This window comes from Scytonema sp. PCC 10023, from assembly GCF_963920835.1.
GTDB lineage: Bacteria > Cyanobacteriota > Cyanobacteriia > Cyanobacteriales > Nostocaceae > Kalymmatonema.
Window position 1 is genome coordinate 1 of record NZ_CAWUDP010000086.1, and the last position, 19,604, is coordinate 19,604.

The 19,604-nt window shown below is 43.1% G+C and carries 20 protein-coding genes and 1 pseudogene; 9 read left to right on the top strand and 12 right to left on the bottom strand.

Going from position 1 to position 19,604, the window contains the following annotated elements; all coding sequences use genetic code 11:
- Positions 1-746 (top strand): WD40 repeat domain-containing protein (locus ACM0OZ_RS36215; RefSeq protein ID WP_414587677.1); only part of this gene is annotated, 746 nt, incomplete at its 5' end.
- Positions 747-851: 105 nt separating this feature from the next.
- Here the strand turns inward: ACM0OZ_RS36215 and ACM0OZ_RS36220 are convergent.
- Positions 852-1,022, bottom strand: a complete 171-nt coding sequence (locus ACM0OZ_RS36220) for a hypothetical protein (RefSeq protein WP_414587678.1) — start codon at positions 1,020-1,022, stop codon at positions 852-854.
- 107 nt (positions 1,023-1,129) lie between these two features.
- Positions 1,130-1,342, bottom strand: coding sequence for a hypothetical protein (locus ACM0OZ_RS36225; protein ID WP_414587679.1), 213 nt, complete (start codon positions 1,340-1,342; stop codon positions 1,130-1,132).
- Positions 1,343-1,711: 369 nt separating this feature from the next.
- Between ACM0OZ_RS36225 and ACM0OZ_RS36230 the strand changes: the two are divergent.
- Positions 1,712-1,795, top strand: a pseudogene (locus tag ACM0OZ_RS36230) (hydrogenase maturation protease); the annotation flags it as partial.
- On the opposite strand, the gene ACM0OZ_RS36235 reads toward ACM0OZ_RS36230, so the two are convergent.
- Together ACM0OZ_RS36235 and ACM0OZ_RS36240 are read right to left on the bottom strand one after the other, a co-directional pair.
- Positions 1,790-2,005 carry a hypothetical protein gene (locus ACM0OZ_RS36235; protein WP_414587717.1) on the bottom strand — a complete coding sequence of 72 codons (216 nt, stop codon included), beginning with the start codon at positions 2,003-2,005 and terminating at the stop codon, positions 1,790-1,792. The pseudogene ACM0OZ_RS36230 and the gene ACM0OZ_RS36235 overlap by 6 nt on opposite strands.
- 56 nt (positions 2,006-2,061) lie before the next feature.
- Positions 2,062-2,607, bottom strand: a complete 546-nt coding sequence (locus ACM0OZ_RS36240) for an NUDIX hydrolase (RefSeq protein WP_414587680.1) — start codon at positions 2,605-2,607, stop codon at positions 2,062-2,064.
- A gap of 66 nt (positions 2,608-2,673) precedes the next feature.
- Between ACM0OZ_RS36240 and ACM0OZ_RS36245 the strand changes: the two genes are divergently transcribed.
- Positions 2,674-3,144 carry a hydrogenase maturation protease gene (locus tag ACM0OZ_RS36245; protein WP_414587711.1) on the top strand — a complete coding sequence of 157 codons (471 nt, stop codon included), beginning with the start codon at positions 2,674-2,676 and terminating at the stop codon, positions 3,142-3,144.
- A 513-nt stretch (positions 3,145-3,657) separates the two neighbouring features.
- A complete protein-coding gene (locus ACM0OZ_RS36250) occupies positions 3,658-4,422 on the top strand; it encodes a hypothetical protein (protein ID WP_414587681.1) in 765 nt (254 codons plus the stop codon).
- A 329-nt stretch (positions 4,423-4,751) separates the two neighbouring features.
- On the opposite strand, the gene ACM0OZ_RS36255 is transcribed toward ACM0OZ_RS36250, so the two are convergent.
- The 3 genes from ACM0OZ_RS36255 to ACM0OZ_RS36265 form a co-directional block, all read right to left on the bottom strand.
- Entirely contained in the window at positions 4,752-5,639 is an 888-nt protein-coding gene (locus tag ACM0OZ_RS36255) for a hypothetical protein (RefSeq protein ID WP_414587682.1), read from the bottom strand.
- A gap of 70 nt (positions 5,640-5,709) precedes the next feature.
- Entirely contained in the window at positions 5,710-6,240 is a 531-nt protein-coding gene (locus ACM0OZ_RS36260) for a hypothetical protein (RefSeq protein ID WP_414587683.1), read from the bottom strand.
- A gap of 89 nt (positions 6,241-6,329) precedes the next feature.
- Entirely contained in the window at positions 6,330-6,977 is a 648-nt protein-coding gene (locus ACM0OZ_RS36265; RefSeq protein WP_414587684.1) for a class I SAM-dependent methyltransferase, read from the bottom strand.
- Positions 6,978-7,123: 146 nt separating this feature from the next.
- Between ACM0OZ_RS36265 and ACM0OZ_RS36270 the strand changes: the two genes are divergently transcribed.
- The 5 genes from ACM0OZ_RS36270 (at position 7,124) to ACM0OZ_RS36290 (ending at position 14,479) form a co-directional block, all read left to right on the top strand.
- Positions 7,124-8,743: an ArnT family glycosyltransferase gene (locus ACM0OZ_RS36270; RefSeq protein ID WP_414587685.1), complete on the top strand. Its 1,620-nt coding sequence runs from the start codon at positions 7,124-7,126 to the stop codon at positions 8,741-8,743.
- A gap of 274 nt (positions 8,744-9,017) precedes the next feature.
- Positions 9,018-9,485 (top strand): MarR family winged helix-turn-helix transcriptional regulator, encoded by a 468-nt coding sequence (locus ACM0OZ_RS36275; RefSeq protein ID WP_414587686.1) that lies wholly within the window; start codon positions 9,018-9,020, stop codon positions 9,483-9,485.
- Between the two features lie 162 nt (positions 9,486-9,647).
- On the top strand, positions 9,648-11,174 hold the full coding sequence (locus ACM0OZ_RS36280) for an HlyD family secretion protein (RefSeq protein WP_414587687.1): 1,527 nt from the start codon (positions 9,648-9,650) through the stop codon (positions 11,172-11,174).
- Positions 11,175-11,334: 160 nt separating this feature from the next.
- A complete protein-coding gene (locus ACM0OZ_RS36285) occupies positions 11,335-12,612 on the top strand; it encodes an MFS transporter (protein ID WP_414587688.1) in 1,278 nt (425 codons plus the stop codon).
- 259 nt (positions 12,613-12,871) lie between these two features.
- A complete protein-coding gene (locus tag ACM0OZ_RS36290) occupies positions 12,872-14,479 on the top strand; it encodes a DHA2 family efflux MFS transporter permease subunit (RefSeq protein WP_414587689.1) in 1,608 nt (535 codons plus the stop codon).
- Positions 14,480-14,656: 177 nt separating this feature from the next.
- Here the strand turns inward: ACM0OZ_RS36290 and ACM0OZ_RS36295 are convergent, their stop codons facing one another.
- The 5 genes from ACM0OZ_RS36295 to ACM0OZ_RS36315 form a co-directional block, all read right to left on the bottom strand.
- Complete coding sequence (locus ACM0OZ_RS36295; RefSeq protein ID WP_414587690.1) at positions 14,657-15,364, bottom strand: tetratricopeptide repeat protein; 708 nt, start codon at positions 15,362-15,364, stop codon at positions 14,657-14,659.
- A gap of 25 nt (positions 15,365-15,389) precedes the next feature.
- Complete coding sequence (locus ACM0OZ_RS36300) at positions 15,390-16,184, bottom strand: Uma2 family endonuclease (protein WP_414587691.1); 795 nt, start codon at positions 16,182-16,184, stop codon at positions 15,390-15,392.
- 234 nt (positions 16,185-16,418) lie between these two features.
- Positions 16,419-17,069 (bottom strand): tetratricopeptide repeat protein, encoded by a 651-nt coding sequence (locus ACM0OZ_RS36305; protein ID WP_414587692.1) that lies wholly within the window; start codon positions 17,067-17,069, stop codon positions 16,419-16,421.
- Positions 17,070-17,419: 350 nt separating this feature from the next.
- Positions 17,420-17,977: a dihydrofolate reductase family protein gene (locus tag ACM0OZ_RS36310; protein ID WP_414587693.1), complete on the bottom strand. Its 558-nt coding sequence runs from the start codon at positions 17,975-17,977 to the stop codon at positions 17,420-17,422.
- 97 nt (positions 17,978-18,074) lie between these two features.
- Positions 18,075-19,553, bottom strand: a complete 1,479-nt coding sequence (locus ACM0OZ_RS36315; RefSeq protein WP_414587694.1) for an amidase — start codon at positions 19,551-19,553, stop codon at positions 18,075-18,077.
- Between the last annotated feature and the right edge of the window lie 51 nt (positions 19,554-19,604).

The following is a 19,604-nucleotide window of genomic DNA, read 5'->3' on the forward strand; positions in this document are numbered from 1 at the left end:
GCAAACAAATTAAAATCCTGACTGGGCATACAAACGCGGTTAGGGGCGTCAGCTTTAGCCGGGATGGCAAAATGCTGGCAACTGCAAGTGATGACAAGACTGTAAAACTATGGGATACCGCTACAGGCAAACAAATTAAAATCCTGACTGGGCATACAAACGCGGTTAGGGGCGTCAGCTTCAGCCCGGATGGCAAAATCCTGGCAACTGCTAGTATGGACAAGACGGTAAAACTGTGGAATACCGCCACATATCAAGAAATTAAAACCCTGACTGGGCATACAAACGCGGTTTGGGGGGTCAACTTCAGCCCGGATGGCAAAATGCTGGCAACTGCTAGTTATGACAACACGGTGAAACTGTGGGATACCGCTACAGGTCAAGTAATCAAAACCCTGACTGGGCATACAAACGGGGTTTGGGGCGTCAGCTTCAGCCCGAATGGCAAAATCCTGGCAACTGCTAGTGATGACAACACGGTGAAACTGTGGGATACCGCTAGACGTAAAGAAATTAAAATCCTTACTAGGCATACAGACTCGGTTATTGGCGTCAGCTTCAGCCCGGATGGCAAAATGCTGGCAACTGCTAGTATGGACAACACGGTGAAACTGTGGAAATGGAATTTTGATAATTTACTCAGGCAAGGGTGCGCGTTCATCCGTCAGTATTTCAAAACTAACCCCAATGATCCCGATGCTAGTGAAATTGGCAAAATGTGCGATGAGCGCCTACCAAATCGGTAAGAAACTTGCTTTTCGGTATCCCTTGGTATGGGGTAATGAGTGCGGCACCCATCACTCACAATAGACATCTGCGACAACTAATTTCAAACCCTTGCACAGCCTGGGTTAATGTTTACGGCAATTTTCAGGTAAATAGACCACAGTGATTAAACCAGCCAAAGGTATCATCTTCTGTAATGCAATGACGTATATACTCAGCTTTCTGGCGTAAGTCCTATAAATGACGAGTCGATGGCTATCGGCGATCGCGAAAAAGCTTTGGCAGCAGGGTGCCATGAACACGACACAAAACGAATCAAGATGCCGCGTCTATTGGGGAAAATTAAAAATTTGATGGAAAAATAAAAATCCTACGGTTAGAAAATTTGGGATTGCACGAAGTACTAATTCAAGTTTCGTCTTGTAGAGCCGATGACATGGGCGATCGCACTCAAGGCAGAGAAAAGTCCTGTTGATAGCCCAATTGGGTGGCGCAAATGCTGATTTTGTAATTGCCCTTGCTCAAGAGACAATTCTTCTTTAAGCTCAGAAACCGCCTCAGCGATCTGCTGTTGTAACTCATGAGGTTTTGGGATTAAATTAAAATCGTTTTTCATAGGAGATGCCTAATAATTACTATGAGTAAAATTCAAGAATTTTACACTAAGGTATATATTTAGTTTTGCAAAAGTACTCGTACTTTACTCTATTACTAAAGGCAGGATATTGCTCATGCTGCCGAAAGATTTTCATATTGGTTAGATAGCCAGACGGAATAACTTGTTTGCCTTAATTCCTTAGTAGCTTATCTCTTAAATTCCTGACGACTTACCTGCGGGACTATAGCGGTTCTGGTGTTGAGTGCAATACATCAAAAAATAAGAACCACAGATGGACACGAGATTTACACGAGATTTATCTGTACTTCATCCAAACGAAAAGTGCTATATATCACAACACAATCAAAAGAAATCCAGTATACTCCCATGCTTACAATCATTGGTTGCGGAAATCTCAATTGCAGTGACGACGCTGTAGGTGTACTCATTGCCCAAAGTTTACAGCTATTCCCTAATGAGATTCTCTTTTAATTCCTGACGTAATTTCCCAAAAATCGGCATTTGATTCTGAAAAATAAAGAAAACAGCAAAATGCAGCGCAGCAATATGCAACCCCTGTAGTTTTAAGAAGGCAGAAGTACGAAGGCAGAAGGCAGAAGGCGTCCCCACGAATGAATTCGGGGGATTTAATAAAGTTGCTACGCGTTTATTTTTCTCCATAAATAAATTCAGGGGCTTTAAACCTTATGGCAGAGAACAGAGGACTTATTTTTGTATCAAAGCTTACCTTCTTTCCTTCTGCCCTCTGCCCTCTGCCCTCTGCCTTTCTTCGGTAAATTTCCTTGCCAAACCTGCTTTAAAAATTCCTTAAAATCTTCGCGTATAACTTCAACTTCTTCATTAAAATCTAATTTCAATTCTTGAGTTAGCTGTATGTTAATAGCAAGGAATGACCAAACCAAATTATTGTGATTAGCTGGGTTAGCATAGGTGCAGCCGATTTGAAAAAACTCACCTCCGGTGAATCCTGTTTCCTCCATCAGTTCCCGTCGTATTGCAGCTTCAGGATTTTCATCACTTGACTCCACTGCCCCAGATGGTAACTCAGTCAGGATTCTTGCAACTCCATGACGGTACTGACGCACCAGCAAAATTTCTGTATCAGAAGTCAGTGCAACGACATTGACCCAAGTGGGATATTGAAGAACATGATAAGGCTCGATCACCTTACCACTTTTCGTCAAGCAGCAATCGCTTTGAACTTTCAACCAAGCATCTTCATAAGTCGTCTTACTTCCAATGACTTGCCAGGGTTCTAACATTTTTCTCATAACAGCTTGCCTGCGGGATTATATCACGAACAATCAAAATAAATGCAGTATTCTTCCATACTCACAATCATCGGTTGCGGAAATCTTAACCGTAGTGACGACGCTGTAGGTGTGATCATTGCCCAACGCTTACAACAATATCTTGTCCAACATCCTCATCCTCATGTGCAAGTTTATGACTGTGGTACTGCTGGGATGGAGGTGATGTTTCAAGCAAGAGGCAGCAAAAAGTTAATCATTATTGATGCAAGTTCGACGGGTTCTGAACCAGGCGCTGTATTTAAAGTTCCTGGCAAAGAGCTTGAAGCCTTGCCGGAACCTAGTTATAATTTGCATGATTTTCGTTGGGATCATGCTTTAGCCGCAGGTAAGAAAATCTTTAAAGAAGACTTTCCCGAAGAGGTGACGGTTTATTTAATTGAAGCAGAAAATCTTGATTTTGGACTGGAATTAAGTCCTGTTGTCCAACACTCTGCTGACTTGGTTTTTGAAGAAATAACTGCAATTATTAGGCAAAGTGAAAAGTAGTTTGAAACGTCTGTCAGAGGTTATTTATAAAGTAAAAATAAAATTCTTGTAGGGTGTGTTAGGCGCACCCTTTCGATACATTTGTAACGAAAGACATGTTCAAATCGCCTAAGGGATTTCCAACAAATAAATTATCCAATCTTGTGGGGTGGGCATCTTGCCATACGTGTCTAAGCCAAGAACCTTGTAATTACGTTGCCTCATGGCCCTTATATTTGCCCGCGATTCTCGCTTCACCCCACCCCGGTTTTGTCTTGCGCCAAAACCTCCCCTCCCCGATGCCTTGGGGAGGGGATTAAGGGGAGCCAGCGCTGCAGGAGGGTTTCCCTCCGCAGGCGACTGGCGTGTGGGGTAAATCAACGTGACATTTCCGGAAAGTTATTGACTTGGCGTGTAAGTTGTATCGGTACAGTAGTATCTTGGCATACAAGCTAGAGAAGAAACTTTCTTCACAAGATATCGACAAATTTTATAGATACTATTTATCTGCTATCTCACGCACAATATAAAAAAATGTTACGACTGTATCACGTCTTGCTTGGTGTTATTTTGCTGGTGGTGTTCACACCGCTGGGATTTGTAAAATACGCTCTCCCCTACTTGTCTTCAAATAACAAATCACAGCCGTCTCCAGAACAAGCCAATGCTGCTCAAAAGCAGCCTCAAACCACATCCAGCAACTCTCAACCAAATCAAGGAAATATCTGGAAAAGTATCTTAAGAAAAACATCTGCCCCTCCTGGCTGGCAAGTTGCTGCTTGTGATGGAAATGCTCCTCTGTTGTGCGTGTCATCAAATAAAAATATTTTGGGTACGGTTGAAATAGGAGTTTATCCTCTGGAGAAGCAAACAAATTTTCAACAGATGTTGGCAAAAGCTGGTATTCCACCAAGTTCAAACGTGGATTACCAAAAACCCAACTACCAAAACCAGTTAGCAACTGCACTGAAACTTTGGGTTGCGGAGCATCACAATATTTTGGAGAAAGACCGTCGGAATCTGTATAGTGACCGTATTGTTTTCTCGGCACAGTCTCCACAACAAGTATCGGTTGGTAAACTTCAAGGAATCCGCTATCGGTTTTTAGGAATTCAGCAAAAAGGTGGAATCAAAGAGCAGCATCTTGGTTATGTTGCCTTTGATGGTAAAGCACTTTATGTGATAACCACTGCCTTTGATCCAGGTTCGCAGACCGGTCAGTTCGAGAAACTGGAAAATTTTCAACGCTTTGAACCTTTCCTGTCCGCGACTGTGAAGGAAGCCAATTTGCCGAGGTAAGAAAAGCACGGCAATGCCGTGCTTTTACGGAAAAAGAACAAGCACATCACCTGCCTTAATATACGTAACTTATCTGGGTTATAAAACCAGCCATTAGGTTGATTTGCGTGTGAAAGCTGGAATAGTTACGCGCTCGTTTTTCAATTGGGTGGAATATAGTGAAGAATAAAGGAACCGCACGCTGTAGCAGATAAACGCAGATTAATGTATGCTTCATCGGGATGACAACGGCTAGAATTACCTCTTTAGAAGTATATTTTTTTGATAATTCTTTAGTATTAGGTAATCGGTAATATAAAGTATTACCAATTACCTATAAAGCTATTGAGTTAAATCTCAGCCGAAGCTCGTTCAATCAAGCGACGTGCTAAGGTTTGCGTGCCAGTATGTTCGTAGTAATTCGTCGATACATCCAGGAACGCGGCGAGGTAGTCTAACTTGTCATCAGCAAAGTCGATAAAGTTTTGCAAGTTGTTGGCTACCTTTTGTGGCGTTAAACCCCTGGAAGCAACCAAACCACTCATCCAACCACTCACTGAGTTGAAGCTTTCACCGATAAAGTTCAGTTTGCTACCGGAATTGTTACCTGGAATGTCTTGGCTAATATTCTGAAAAGTCGAGTTTTGCTCTAACTCCTGAGGACTTGTCTGATTAATTTTAGAGAGTGCGGTACTGATGAAGTCTGGACCTAGGGGTATCAAACCATCAAAGCAAACTAATGCAGCCATACGCATGAACGACTCACCACTGTATTCACCCAAAGACGCGACAAAATCCCCAATGCTGTCTCCGGGAATACCGTTAATTTGGCAGAAGGCTACTAACTCAGCGACTAATTTCAGGGACAAGTCGATGGTTTGGGCTTTTTCAGCTTTGGGTGTGACTCGGTTTAAAAAACCTAAAAGGGGAATTTTCTCACCGACTTTGTTCGCCAAAGCAGCTGCACCAAGTGCTCTATCTGTGCTATCGACAGTTTGATAGAGCCACATAGCTCGTTGATATCCCTGAGAACGGTCGTTGTAGAGATAAATCGCGCGTTCGCCAATTTGCTGAATCAAATCTTCGTCGGTTTCACCAGTCACAGTTTTGATGGTGTTGACAAAGCCTACTACGTTTTGCCACTCACCAGGAGCGACAAAATCGAGCGATCGCAATGCAGAAACGGTCAAGTTGTTGGTTGGTAGTTCATCAACCAATTGTTGAATCGGTTTGCTCACAATAGACTCCTATATTGTTTTTTGGTTACTCAGGATTCCACTTGCCAAATTGCTAATTGTCTTTTTTTAGTTATTGGGCTTTAGCTAGCCGCGTCAAACCATTAAGGTTAAATTTCTGTAACCAAGCTTCGCGATCAGCTTCTGTGAATGACGGATCGCGGGATTGTACTTTCACCTGGTAGCGATTGCCAACTAAAATAGCAGTGCCGGTTGTGCCTTGGCTGACAGCTGGATATCCCGCTATTGTGTTTGAGCTGTTTACGAATTTTGCCGCTGGGTTGGCGCTCCCTTTGATTGCTTGTGTATCATTAACGGAAATGACAGCAACGTCTTTGCCGTCTTTTTTCAACTTCGCTTCAGCAAAGCCTTTTTTCTCTTGAGTAAATACGCGCTGGTAGCCAGCCTGAGGACTTGGGAAGAACTTGTTAAATTCGCCACCTTGGGTTGCATCTTTCGCAACCGCCTGACCGCTTCTTTGTTGGCTGCTTTCCTGTTGCACCTGGTCAAAACGAGTGGGTGTTTTCGGAGCGCAAGCTGTTGTAAATACTAATACACATAACAACAAAGCTGCAAAAATTCTACGGGCGCGCGGGAAATTCATGTTTGCCTCCTTGTTTTGCTTGACATTAGGTGGAAATTTATCGATGCTGCTTTTGGCTTGTAATCAGACGAAGTTTTTGATAACGATGGCTAATTACTACGGTAAGCAATGACAGCATAGAACGGATCTCCTCCCGTGACACCCATCCACTGTAAGAAATTGGGAAGAGTTGACACACGAGCAATTACTTCTGGAGACGTGAAACCTGGAACAGCAGAGAAATAGCCTTTTACCAATTCAACTCTACTGGCTTCTGTACCCTCTCGCCACGCTTGAATCGCCTTCTGAAAAAACATTCGGTTAGAAAAGCTGAAAATTGCCACACCACCAGGTTTGAGGATGCGGTGAATTTCTGAAAATACCGCTTCTGGATATTGCAAATACTGCACTGAAACGCAGTTGAGAACGGCATCAAAATCCTGGTCTGGTACGGGTAGCTGAGGATTTTCGTTGAGATTTTGGACAAAGTAATGATTTAACTGGGGATTTCGTGCCAATTCCTCGGCGTTGAGTCCGTGTCCCTCAACATGAGCAAAAGATATGTCTTGAGGCAGATGTGAAACCCAACTACTCATCATATCTAAAATGCGAGTGTTGGGTTTGAGGCGATCGCGGTATAAGTCCGTCAGCTGTTGAATAAAACCTTCGTCCACATGAGTGACGAAGCGGGGATAATCATAGAACAGCTTGTCGTCTGTATCATCTAGCTTAATGCGTTGGTCTGGTCTAAGCGGCATAAACCTCTATTGAGAACAAATTTTTCCAAAATTTTGTTAATTTAGGTACCGTTTGGCGGAAACAATTGATCTACCACCATACGTATTCTAAGAAGAGACATAAAAATATAATGAGCCAAAGGAAGAATTTGGCTAGTCATAATTCAATGTTATATAAACTACAATTTCTTCATCCCATGAAGGTTGTTACGGGGTTTTTGCGTGCCTATCCTCACGTCACTTTGTTAATTTGGATACTCCCCTTATTGCTATTTAGTTCTGGGGAGAGTAGCTTGATGGCACATGATGAAGGGCTTTATGCTTGGCGATCGCGCTTTATGATAGACAAGGGCGATTGGATACATCCCTGGTCAACTCCTCATCATAAAACTCCTGGTCCTTATTGGTTAGTTGCCAGTTCCTACATGCTATTCGGTATCAGTGAAGCAAGTGGGCGATTGCCAAGTATGATTACTGGCACCCTCAGCGTACTACTTCTATACGAAATCGGCAAAATTTTCCTGGGAAAAAAGGTTGCTTGGCTTGCTGCTGCTATTTTGAGTGTAGAAATTCTCTGGCTGCAATACTGTCGTTTAGGCACACCAGATGTGCCTATGATTTTCCTAGTACTTTTAGCAATTTGGTCTTTACTTAAAGCTGAATTACATCCTAAATATCGCTCTGCTTGGAGCTTTTTAGTCGGTTTTAGTTTCGGCTTGGGCTTCTTAGTCAGAAGCTTTATGATTGTTTTGCCAATGATAGCTTTGCTACCCTATCTCCTAAAAGAGCATCGCCGTCATCGTCATCTTGCAAACCCAATGTTGTATTTCGGGTTTGTAGTAGGTTTAATTCCCACCTTTGTCTGGCTGTGGCTAAGCTGGTTACGATACGGTGATGCGAGTTTTGGGCAATTAATTAACTTTGTTGTTAAGTTGGGGTCTGGTGAACGCGGTAATAATGGGTTAGAGTTCTATTTCTGGAATCTACCTGTAAAAGCATTTCCTTGGTTTTTTTTGAGTCTTTTAGGCTTAGTTTTGCTCATTCGTCGTCCGGTTCCTCGCTACCAACTGATATTGGTTGGCTATCCCCTGATTTTGTTTGCTGAACTCAGTCTTTTCTCCACTCGTTTATCTCACTACAGTCTTTCCCTATATCCATTCATCGCTTTGCTTGCTGCTTTTGGGTTAAATTGGCTAAGCAAAATTTACCAGGATGTACAGACGAGACGTGGCGCGTCTCTAAAAAAAATTCCTCGCAATCTGAGTTATGCCTTTGGCATAGTAGGTGTTTTGCTGTTAGTAGCGGGGATAGTCGCTTCTGTTTTGGGTAATGCAGAAGTTCGCAAGTACGCTCTTCTGGCATTAGCATCAGGAATCAGTTGGTTAATATTACCTTTAGTGTGGATTGGTCGTTACCACTTTGGCAAAAAGTTTCTGACGAGTCGTTACTGGTTGGCGGGTTGGTTAGTTCCTGCTTGGATATCTTTGGCTGTGGCTGGTAGCAGTGGCTTGATAGGCGACTACAACCCTGATATCAAAGCTTTTATTCAACAGCCAGCAATTGCTCAAGTTTTACACTCATCTTCTATCAACTTTGTGGACACAAGAGGCAAAACTGACGTGTTACTCAAATTCTACACTCCTCACCACGGCAAGCGAGTCCAGCTTTCCGAACTACCAAATTCTGGTTATGCTTGGGTTTCTGTCAAACAGGCGGCTGAGTTATCTGTGCCTCATCAAGTTCTCGGTACTGTACAAAAGGTAAGTTTGATACAACTTAACAACTAAGAACCGCTGTAAAGCACGAGTAATTTATGCCATTAATTTTGACATGTCGTAGGCGTCAGATCCCCGACTTCTTTAAGAAGTCGGGGATCTTGTAACCCATGATCTATTTTGACTGATAAGGGGATGATTAGGTTGTAGATTATATTGTCAGCTCAAAGTCGGCAAGTCATATGCATGCGGCAGCTTAGTGACTTCATGAGAAAGTGGCAATCAGTTCTTGCTAACTGGTCAAATAATGCTATATTAATATTACGTATGCTAAGTTTTTGCACAGATGGTCTCTAAACCCAATAAGTCCCAAGATTTGGAGTCGTGGCAGCAAGTCCGCGCACCATACGGAATTGGCTACAGGATCAAACTAGTCTCACAACTGCTCGCTCGCAGGTTTACCGAGCGGTTGGAGCCGTTTGGACTAACCCCCTTTCACTGGGTGGTTCTGTGCTGTTTGTGGGAGGAAGACGGTTTACCCACTTCCAGTATTGGAGAAAAACTCCAACAGGTGGGAGGTACGTTAACTGGCGTATTGGATAGAATGGAAGAAAGAGGCTTGATTCGTCGAGAACGGGATTCTCGCGATCGCCGCATTTGGCGTATTTGGCTAACCGATGCAGGAAGAGAACTCGAAACAGTGCTACCACCTATTGCGGTAGAAATTCGCGAGCAAGCCATGCACGGTATTTCCTACGCTGAACGCGAACAATTTTCCCAATTTCTAACTAAGGCAATAAATAACTTATCGTAGGATCACCTCATTGGGTGAAGCGCTTTCCTAGGTCTTTTGCGAAAAATAGTACGTATACGAAGTAATAATCTATTAAATACCTTTTCTCTAAATATCTTTATTCAAATATTTCGTACCCTAAGCAATTTGCTGACGGAAAATAATACTGAGGATTTAACTATCATGGAACGGACAAACACTACCAACACCAACGGACGTAACGGACATAAAACAACTGCAGTTTTGGACAAAGAACTCGTTAAAGACTTAGAGACTTTGGAAGCTCTTACAACGAATCAGACTACAAACACAGCTGTACCACTGAGAACAACAAAAGAAGGTGATGTCCAAACTCAGCCCGAAATTGAGAACAAGGAACTCAAACCCCAACCCCCCCAAACACCAAAGCAGAAAAAACCGATAGCTTTGATTTTGGCAGGATTGGGTGTGGGTGCTGTAGCTGCGGTCGGTTTTGGTTATCAGTGGTGGCAGTATGCTTCTACTCATCAAGAGACAGACAACGCTCAAGTCGCAGGACACCTCCACCAAGTTAGCACGCGCATTCCCGGAACTGTGAGTGAAGTGTTGGTGAATGACAACCAGCAAGTGCAACAGGGACAGCTGTTGGTGAAGCTAGATCCAAGGGACTATCAAGTTAAAGTGCAGCAAACAGAAGCGGCGCTACAAAATGCTCGTCGTCAGGCTCAAGCAGCACAAGCCAATATTGCTCTAGCATCACAAACAACCAGTGGTAAGACAACTCAGGCGCAAGGCGAAGTGAGCAACGCAATAGCTGCGATCGCCACAGCGCAAGCAGCAGTCAAAGAGGCGCAAGCAGGTATCCCAGTGGCTGAAGCTGCTGTTAAGGAAGCGGAAGCGGGAATTCCCGCAGCACAAGCGGAGGTAGCACAAACAAATGCCAATTTACAAAGAGCGCAAGCAGATTACAACCGTTACAATACTCTGTTTGAGCAAGGGGCAATTACCCGCCAGCAGCTAGAGACAGCCACAGCAGCGTATAATGTGGCTTTAGCCCAAAGAAATGCGGCTTTACAAGGAGTGCAACAAGCACAAGCACGGCTAGCCTCTGCAAGACAGGGAGTGCAACAAGCACAGTCAAGATTAGCACAAGCACAAGAAGGGGTAACAAGTGCTCAAGCAAAACTGGCTGCATCCAAAGGTGGATTGCAACAAGCAACTGCTGGTGGACAACAAACAAACGTGAACCGTAACCAGTACGAAGCAGCAAAAGCAGCGATCGCTCAATCAGAAGCATCCTTAAAAGATGCACAGTTGCAGCTCTCCTACACCAACATTACCGCTCCTGCTGCTGGACGGATAGGGCGGAAAACAGTGGAAGTAGGGAACCGGGTACAAGCCGGAACACCTTTAATGGCAATTGTCAATAACGATTATTGGCTAGTCGCCAACTTCAAAGAAACTCAGTTGGAAGACATGAAGCCAGGAGAAGAAGTAGAGATTAAGCTCGATGCTTTTCCTCATCATACCTTTAAGGGTCGCGTTGATAGCATTTCGCCAGCCTCTGGCGCACAGTTTGCTCTCTTACCACCGGATAACGCCACAGGTAACTTTACGAAAATTGTGCAACGTGTTCCTGTAAAAATTGTTTTTGACCAACAGAGCGTCAAGGGGTACGAATCGCGCATTACACCAGGGATGTCTGCGGAAGTCAGTGTGAAAGTTAAGTAGGACGAGGGGATAGGGTACAGGCGATAAGGAAAAATCTCACCTGAACTCTCAAACCTCTTCCAAAAGCAGTGCTATCCCACTCCGCCTGTGGAGAGGGGTTTGGTGTCAAGTCAGATGATATCTATGAAAGGATATTAGATTGGTATAAACTCAGGCTTTAATGAACGCACAAACAAGTAAAAAGAGAGCACTGTTACCAGCACTTAGGTCAAGAAACTACCGTTTGTTTTTTGCCGGACAAGGCATTTCCCTTATTGGCTCGTGGATGACGCAACTTGCCACGATTTGGCTAGTTTATCACTTAACCAACAACCCCTTGATGTTAGGGATTGTGGGATTTACCAGTCAAGTTCCTAGCTTTTTTTTGACTCCCTTTGGTGGGGTATTTGTGGATCGCTTTTCTCGTCATCGTACTCTGATTGGCACGCAAATACTGGCGATGATTCAGTCATTGGCGCTAGCATTTCTGACGTTTACAGGCGTAATTCACATTTGGCACATCATCGCCTTGAGTTTGTTACAAGGATTTATCAATGCCTTTGATGCGCCAGCACGACAAGCATTTGTGACAGAGTTGGTCGAACACAGAGACGATTTAGCAAATGCCATTGCTATCAACTCTACTATGTTCAACGGGGCGCGGTTAGTTGGACCAGCCATTGGTGGTTTACTCATTGCCCAAGTTGGTGCAGCTTACTGTTTTTTAATTGATGGTTTAAGCTACATTGCTGTGATTATGGCTTTGTTGGCGATGAGATTTAAACCTTGGAAAACAACAGTAACTAACGTCAATCCTTTGCAACAAATTAAAGAAGGATTTACGTATGCCTTTGGCTTCCCACCAATTCGGGCAATGTTATTACTATCAGCTTTAGTCAGCTTTTTCGGAATGCAATACACCGTCCTTGCTCCGGTTTTTGCAGAAGAAATCCTCAAAGGTGGCGCACAAACTCTAGGTTTTTTGATGGCAGCATCGGGAGTCGGAGCGCTATTTAGTGGAATTTATTTAGCTACGCGGCAAACAGTCGTGGGACTTGGTAAATTAATTGTCTTGGGTCCAGGAATTTTAGGAATAGGTTTGATTGGCTTTGCCTTGTCGCGTTTGCTTCCACTTTCTTTGCTAACAATGTTATTTGTTGGTTGCGGAACAATTATCCAAATTGCTGGTAGCAACACAGTTTTACAAACAATTGTTGACGAGGATAAACGCGGACGAGTCATGAGCTTATACACAATGTCATTTTTGGGAATAATACCCTTTGGTAATTTAGTGGGAGGTGCATTAGCGGAGAAAATCGGCGCTCCTTACACTTTAATTATTGATGGTATTGCTTGTATTTTAGGATCTATCTATTTTGCCAAACAGTTGCCTGCTTTAAGGAAATTGGTACTCGTAATTTATGAGCAAAAAGGCATCTTAACAACTGCGAAACACTAATTAAACCTCAAATTAGAGTTTTTTTACTCTCAGTTGAAATATTATATCAAGTCCGGCAAATTACCCCTAATCAAACTTGTATGTAGTAAGGACTTCAGTCCTTAGTTTTCGCCCAAGAGGACGAAAGTCCTCACTACAAACTTAGTAAGGTTCTTTAATCAGACATAATATTACCTGCGGACAGAATGCTCTCCACATCCTTTTAGCGTTAGGGTAAAAAATAGAAACATATCTCTCATTCAATACTTGGAGTACTGCTGTGGCTAATACAAATGCAGTTGGCAACCAAGGCAATCAGGGTTCTAACCAATCTTCCTCTAATCAACCAGTCCCGCTAAGAACTTGGATTGGCGTTTTGGCGAGTATGGTAGGCGCATTTATGGCGGTGCTAGATATTCAAATAACCAACGCTTCTCTACAAGATATTCAAGCGTCTTTGGGGGCTACTTTAGAAGAAGGTTCTTGGATCTCTACTGCTTATCTAGTGGCGGAAATTGTTGTTATTCCCCTAACAGGATGGTTGTCTCGGGTGTTTTCCCTGCGACGGTATCTTTTAGTTAACACCGCCTTATTTATCTTTTTTTCTATCTGCTGTGCATGGTCGTGGAATCTCAATTCTATGATTGTCTTCCGCGCCTTACAAGGATTGACAGGAGGAGTTTTAATTCCTACTGCCATGACGGTTGTACTAACAACTTTACCTCCGTCTAAGCAGGCAATTGGGCTAGCCGCGTTTGCAATTACAGCAGTTTTTGCACCATCAATTGGTCCAACATTAGGAGGTTGGTTAACAGAAAACTTCAGTTGGCAGTACAGCTTTTATATAAATGTATTCCCAGGGGCTTTGATGCTTGCTGGGGTGTGGTATGGAATTAAGCAAGAACGACCCCAATTGCAATTGTTAAAACAAGGCGATTGGTGGGGAATTATTTCAATGGCAATTGGGTTAGGTTCCCTACAAATTGTTTTAGAAGAAGGTAGCCGCAAAGATTGGTTTGGTTCACCATTGATTGTGCGCCTGAGCATATTAGCTGCAATTTTTATAGCGCTGTTTTTCTGGATTGAATTAACTCGTAGGCAACCATTTATTAATTTGCGGCTTTTACGATATCGTAACTTTGGTTTAGCAAGTGTTGTAAATGTTTCTTTAGGAGTGGGATTGTATGGTTCAATTTATATTTTGCCGCTATATCTAGCCCAAATTCAAGGATACAATGCGCTACAAATTGGTGAAGTACTTATTTGGGCGGGAATTCCTCAATTGTTTATTATTCCCTTTATTCCAAAAGTGATGCAACGCATTGATGTACGCTTCATGGTTGCTGTGGGTGTGGCATTATTTGCGGTGAGTGCGTTTATGAACGCAGGAATGACTTATCAAACAGGACTGGATCAATTACGATGGTCGCAACTTGTTCGCGCAATGGGACAACCACTGATTATGGTACCACTGACCTCTATTGCTACTGCTGGTTTAAGTCCGAAAGAAGCAGGTTCAGCAAGTGGTTTGTTTAATATGATGCGTAATCTGGGCGGTTCTATCGGAATTGCAGCATTAGCAACTCTGTTAACCAATAGAGAGCAATTTCATTCTAATAGATTAGGGGAATCAATATCTTTATATAACCCAGCAACCCAAGAGAGAATTAACCAATTGACGCAGTATTTTGCAAATCGAGGCGGAGTAGATTTGAGTACAGCGCAAAACCAAGCAATAGCCACCATTGACAAAATAGTCCGCCGCGAAGCTTTTGTAATGGCTTTTAACGATTGTTTCTACTTTATTGCCATTGCTTTGTTACTTAGTGGTATTGCTATTTTCTTTCTTAAGAAAGTTAAGCCTACGGGTGGTGCTGTTGCTCATTAGACTTGTTGAAAAAATTCTTAGATGCTCAATACCATAGAAGGCTGAGGCTACACACACAAAGCCTTAATAAATTTGTAGTGAGGACTTTAGTCCTCTTCCACTAAAACAAGGACTAAAGTCCTTAGTACAAACAAGTTTTCTTATGGCTACTTTTCGGCTCATGATATTATACAAGAGTCAATTGACTTTGTTAGACAGTATTTGCTCTGTTTTTTGTATTTGCTCTTGGTTAAAAGCAGCTTGTTTGAGATGATTTAAAAAAGTTCTATTATTATACCTGGAATCTAAGCTTATCGCTTTGGTATAAACTTTTTTGGCGGTATCTTTGTCACCATTATCCCAATAGGCGATCGCACTAGCAACCAAAGGATGAGGATTATTTGGTTCCAGAATAGCGGCACGGTTAGCTGTCGCTATAGCTAAGTTATAAATTTGTAACCGATGCAATGCTAAACTTAAGTTAAAATAAGCAATTTCATTATCAGGCTTGAGAATTGCTGCCCAAGTATGAACCAGCACCGCTGCTGTTAAGTTGCTATCAACCAAATAAACAATTCCCAAAGCATTGTAAGCAGGAACGTACAATGGCTTTTGATATATTGCTTGCCATAAAGATTGTGCTGCTTCTTGTTCCTTTCCTGCTAGATGCAATGTCCAACCTAAATTCACTCGTCCCATAATATTTTCAGGTTCGAGTTCTACAGATTTTTGCATTGCGGCTATGGCTTCAGGATACCGCCCTTGTTGCCGATATGAAAGCCCTAATTGTCGATAATCACCAGCTTTATTAGCAGCACTAGCTAAAGGTGTAGCAACAAAAGTCAAAAATAAAGATGCACAAATTCCATGAGTTATCCTTGCTTTTGCTAGTTTCAACACCTTCATTTCAATCTCCTTTGTGGAGTTTATTTTAATCCAACATTTCTGGGTCAATCCCCAATGTTTTGAGTTGTTCAGGAGAAAGCAAGCGCAACTTCTCTACAATTGTCTCCCGCTTTTGCCGCTCAACTTCGGCTCTTTGTCGCTCAACTTCAGCGCGTTCCTCACCTGTTAGGAGTAAATTTCCTTGTGCATCCCACCAACGTAACCAAGGTAGGTCTGCATTTTGATACCACCCTTGCCAGATTCCTAATTCTACTGCCATTGGCGCAATCAGATAATGTCCCCTTTCGTTGGGTGTCATAACTTCATAAGTATTATCTACGAGGCGGTATACCTCCACCTGTGCCTTTTCTACTTCATAAATCGCATAATAAGGGACGCGAATTGCTTGCTCATAAACCCAAAATTTGCCCACTTTCCCATCTTCTCTCTGAGATGGCGGCGTTTTATCTCGCTCCTCACCGCCATCTCCAGATACAAATTCAATCACAATTAACGGCGCAATATACTCCTTCCACAAAACGTAGGAACGCCGCATTTTTCCATTGAGAGTTGGCGGCACATGAGGGACGTAAAACCAATCCGGTGCTTCTGCTCCTTTCTCTGGGGGATCAGTCAATCGCCAGTAGATGCCAGAATCCTGCCCGATACAATATTGACCATCAGGATGCAGTTGTTCTAGGACGGGTTTAATCGAATCTGTGAGTAAGATACTTTGGGGATGTTCTTGCAAATTTTTCACAAATGTCCCATCGGAGTCCGGCAACTGCGTGTGGTCGGGTAAACTTAATACCGAGTCGGTAGCTGTAGTGACGGAAGTCATAGGCTTCACCAGGCATCTATCTGATTTTCATTGTAATGCTCGCACCTCTTTCAGGCGGAAGTATTTACGCCATAAGCATTAAGAGACTTCCAAATAAAAAAATATCCAACTTTTTCTTGTGGGAGTGGCACTAAGCGCCCGTCCTAGAAACTGGGGGGACGCTTAGTGCCACCCCACTCTCATTGGATAATTTATTTGTTGGAATACCTAAGAATATTTTCTCTGCACTTTATTTCATGATACCGAGGGATCATCCTTTGCTTTAATCTGTTGCAAAAGCTGTTCAACTCGGTTAGCTCTATCAGGTCTATTTTGTGCTTTGAAGATATTCACAGCTTTTTCTAAAGATGCCAATGCTTCATTCCGGTTGCCCTGCTGCCACAGCGCCTGTCCCAGACTTGTCAGCGCTTCCGCATATTCGGGATTAATTTTTAGTGCTTTTTGATACTCTGCAATAGCTTCTTGTAAACGACCTTGACTAGCAAGAGCAATGCCCATTCCATTATGAGCAAGAGCATAGCGCGAATTGAGACGAATAGCTTCTTTGTATTGAGTAATTGCTTCTTCGGCTTTGCCTTGTTGATAAAGGACATTCCCTAGTTGATAATATCCAAAAGCATCTTTGGGAAATTTCTTGATCAACTTACGTAAATTTTCTTCTGCACCTGTGAAGTTTCCCTGACTATACAAAACATTTGCTTCTTGAATGAGGCGCGATCGCTCCAGCTGTTCCCTGTCTCCCAATTGTGCTAGTCTTTGTGGTTGCTGCGGATAACTCGTTTCAGCTAGCACTAAAGGTGATGTCACACTTGTAGTCAACAAACACAGTGTCAAGCAACTAAGAGGTTTAACAAATGCTAGTTTTAATTGGCTTATCAGGTTCATCGCACACAATGTCTGAATAGTTTGTCTTATTACTTATAGAGATGCATATTCAGCATATTATGTTCGTCGAACTTGTCCGGCTCATCCAGATTACCCTGTTACTTACAGCAGTTTTTTGTAGAGTGGGCATTGCTCACTCATATCTTAAATGTCCATCACATAAGCTTTCATGAGCAAGGCAGACCTTACGATTTGTGGTCTAATCATAGAATAAGCGCTCTCCATATTTTGTGAGAAGGCAAAACACATCACGTAAACTGATTTAAGCTACTCTTCAAATTCCATTGTTGATTCTGCATGATGCAGAACCAACGCATTTAAATCTTAAATTTTACTTTAAATCCTCAATTTCAAGAAATATCTTTTGATACAGTTTCCTTGTCTGTGGCTTTTCTTTTTAAATCGTAAGACACTTGCAGCAATCCGGAATCATAAGTTTTCACATCCTTAAACTCAAGTGCTGTTTCCAAGCTGGGATCATTTACAATCAGTGGAATCCCACTTCCTAGAATAATTGGATGTATCGAGAGAATCAGTTCATCGATAAAACCGTGTTTCATGAAATAATGAATCGTCTGTGCTCCCCCAACTAACCAAGTATCACGACCACTCGATTGACGCAATGTGTTAATAAAGCCCTTCCAATTACCCTTGACAAATTCCACGTTGTTGTCTGTTTCAGCTTGCACAGTTTTTGAGAAAACAAAACTTTCTTTACCTTTGTATGGGTATTCCCCAAATGTCAAGACTTGGTCATACGTTTTACGACCCATCAGTACTGTGTCTATTTGGTCAAAAAACTCCTTGTAACCGTAGTCAGAGTCGGTGAATAGCCAATCTACCTCTCCTGATGTCCTGGCAATGTATCCGTCAAGACTAGAGGCAATGAACAACCGTATTTTTCGCATGGTCTTGTTGCTGCCGTTTCAAAGAATCGCAGATTAATACTACTTGCACCTATCAGGACTTTACGGAAAAATCGGTTAATTAGACTTTATTAACCACTTAATAACCAGGTGGGTGTTGGAAGCTACCAACCACTTTGTTAATCTCTTGAGCGATCGCCAGTAATTCCATCTCTCGCCATCGTTTACCAACAATTTGCATTCCAATCGGTAATCCGTCTAGTGTCTGTCCAATAGGTATCACAACGACTGGATGCCCAGTAAGATTGAATGGCATCGTGTAGGCACCAGAAGCCATGAAGTAAGGCACTTTTTTGCCATCCACTTCAACCGCTTCACCTTTCGGGCGGTGCGTAAATGCGGTGGTCATTGCCACAGGACACAACCATACGTCCCATTGCAAGAGCGCTTGCTCCATTTGGGCAATGAAGCGATCGCGCTGTTGCAACGCCTGAAAGTAACCTTTCAGCGTTGGGTTCAAGAACTTGGGCAAAACCCCAGTCAAAGTGTAGAGCGATCGCAATTCCTTATCCCCTTGAGTCCACTCACGAAACATGACAGAAATCGTCTTCCCAACTGCATCCAAATCAACGGGTTGAGCGTAAAGCATGGTGTAAACTACAACATCGTTGTAGAGTTGCAAAGCGGCGGCAAAATCAAACCCTGTTGGAATCCATTGCTTGATGTGAACACCCGTTTGCACCAAGCTGTTGACAACAGCATGCATCGCTAAACGAATGGACGAGGCAACCCGAAAAGGTGGGAATTCGTCTGTCCACGCAATTCGCAGTGCTTGTAAGCTTTGAGGTGCAGGAGTATCCAGTGCAACAGGTGGAATGTCAGGTTGACGTAAATCGGGTCCAGCTATAAGTTGCAGGCAAAGCCTTAAATCTTCAATCGAGCGGGCAAGAGGTCCAACGGTCAGCATTTGACGAATACATCTGGGCATTCCTGGAACTTCAGGAATGTGACCGGCTGTAGATACACGGCGATCGGTTGGTTTGAGAGTGAAAACACCACAAAAGTGAGCCGGTTGACGTAGCGAACCAGCAATATCATCGCCTAAATCTAAAGGTGAAAGCCCTGCCGCAATTGCAGCAGCATTGCCGCTAGAACTACCCCCAGGCGTATAGTTCAAATTCCAGGGATTATTGACACGGGGAAATAAGTCGTTTATGCCTTGGTAGTCGCTGGCAAGTTCAGCCGGGTTCGTTTTACCCAGGATAATTGCCCCAGCAGTCCGGAGGCGAGCAACGGCGGTCGCGTCTTGTTTAGGGATGTAGTCGTTAAGCGGCTTATAGCCTGCGGTAGTCAGCAGTCCAGCCGTTTCAAATATGTCTTTAATCGTGATTGGCACTCCATGCAGAATGCCCCAGTTCTCGCCTCGTGCAAGGGCTTCGTCAGCTTGTTTGGCTTGTTGACGGGCACGTTCTTCGTCTAAGGTACAGATGGCGCTTAGCTTAGTGTTATGTTTGGCGATCTGCGCTAGATGGGCATCCAGTACTTCAACTGAAGAAACCGTGCGATCGCGGATCATCTGAGCAAGCTCATGGGCAGGGGTAAAGACTAGATCGCTCATAGTAACTTGTGTGGGAAATGGCAGGAAAGAATCGAGATTGCTGTCATCTCA